Source organism: Endozoicomonas sp. SESOKO4 (assembly GCF_024606275.1).
The window spans coordinates 1-1234 of the sequence record NZ_JAHHPS010000606.1 but is presented as its reverse complement, the minus strand read 5'-3'; the positions used below and the strand labels follow the sequence as shown (position 1 = coordinate 1234).

General features: G+C 47.9%; 1 protein-coding gene. It reads right to left on the bottom strand.

Annotated features, from left to right (window positions below; translation table 11 throughout):
• On the bottom strand, window positions 1-1202 hold a 1202-nt coding region (locus KDK16_RS11810; protein ID WP_257276270.1), incomplete at its 3' end, for a WD40 repeat domain-containing protein.
• Between the last annotated feature and the right edge of the window lie 32 nt (window positions 1203-1234).

Sequence of the window (1234 nt, the reverse complement as noted above, 5' to 3'; positions counted from 1 at the left end):
TCAGTGATTCTCGCCGTGTAATCTGCACAGACGGCCACGACATTTCGCCCATCGGGGCTGAATTTGGCTGAGGTGATCACCGGCCCGTGAGAAATGATGGCTTTTTTTATCCACGACCCATCGGGCCCAAGGCCATAAATTTTCGCCGCTTTGTCATCACCGGCGGTCACCACGAGGCAGCTATCGGGACTGAAGTTGGCTGAGAGGACATAACGCTCATGGGTAATGCTGGCTGTTTCTTCCCATGATCCATCCGCCTGCAGGCTGTAGATTTTTATCGTGTCAAGGCAATCGGTGGTGACTATATGGTGGCCATCGGCGCTGAAGGTGGCTGACAAGACCCAAGCATTTTGGCAAAAGGTGTATTTTGTTTCCCATAATCCATTGGTTTGCCGTTCGTGGATTTTCACAGTTTTGTCCAGACTGGCAGTCACCACAAGGCGGTCATCGGGACTGAAAGAGGCTGATTTGACCGCATTTTTATGGGTAATGGTGGTCATTTCTCCCCATGATCCATCGGCCTGCGGGCCATAGATTTTCGCCGTGCCATCCAAACTTGCGGTCACCAAAGAGCGGCCATCGGCGCTGAAGGTGGCTGAGCTGACAGAATCATTATGGTAAATAGTGGTTTTTACTCCCCATGTGCCATCGTGTTCCAGACCATAAATTGTTGCATTCTTATCATGCTTATCATCAGTTAAGACAAACAAATGATTGGCATCGGCGCTGAAGCCGACCGACGTGACCAGAGCATTGTGGTGAATAGTGTATTTTGCTTCCCATGATCCATCAGTCTCCTGTTCATAGATTTTCAATGTTCCATATACACAGGCGGTCAATAGTTGCTGGTCATTTGCACTGAAGGTGGCTGAGATGACCGGCGATTTATGGTAAATAATGGCTTTTACTTTCCATGATCCATCGTCGTCCTGACCACAGATTTTCACCATGGGATCGGAACAGACGGTCGCCATTTGACGGCCATCGGTAGTGAAGGTGGCTGATAAGAAACAAGTTTTATGGTCAATGGTAGCTTTTGTTTCCCATGATCCATCGGTCTTCTGGCCTGTGATGATCGCTCTTTTATCAAAGCTGGTAGTCACCACATGGAGGTTATCAGCACTGAAGTCGGCATCATAGATTTGGCATGAATGGGTAATTTTTGCTTTTGGCACTAATTTGAATGTTTCACATTCAGACATCAGTTTACTGTAGGTGAAAAGCAGCTGAGCAG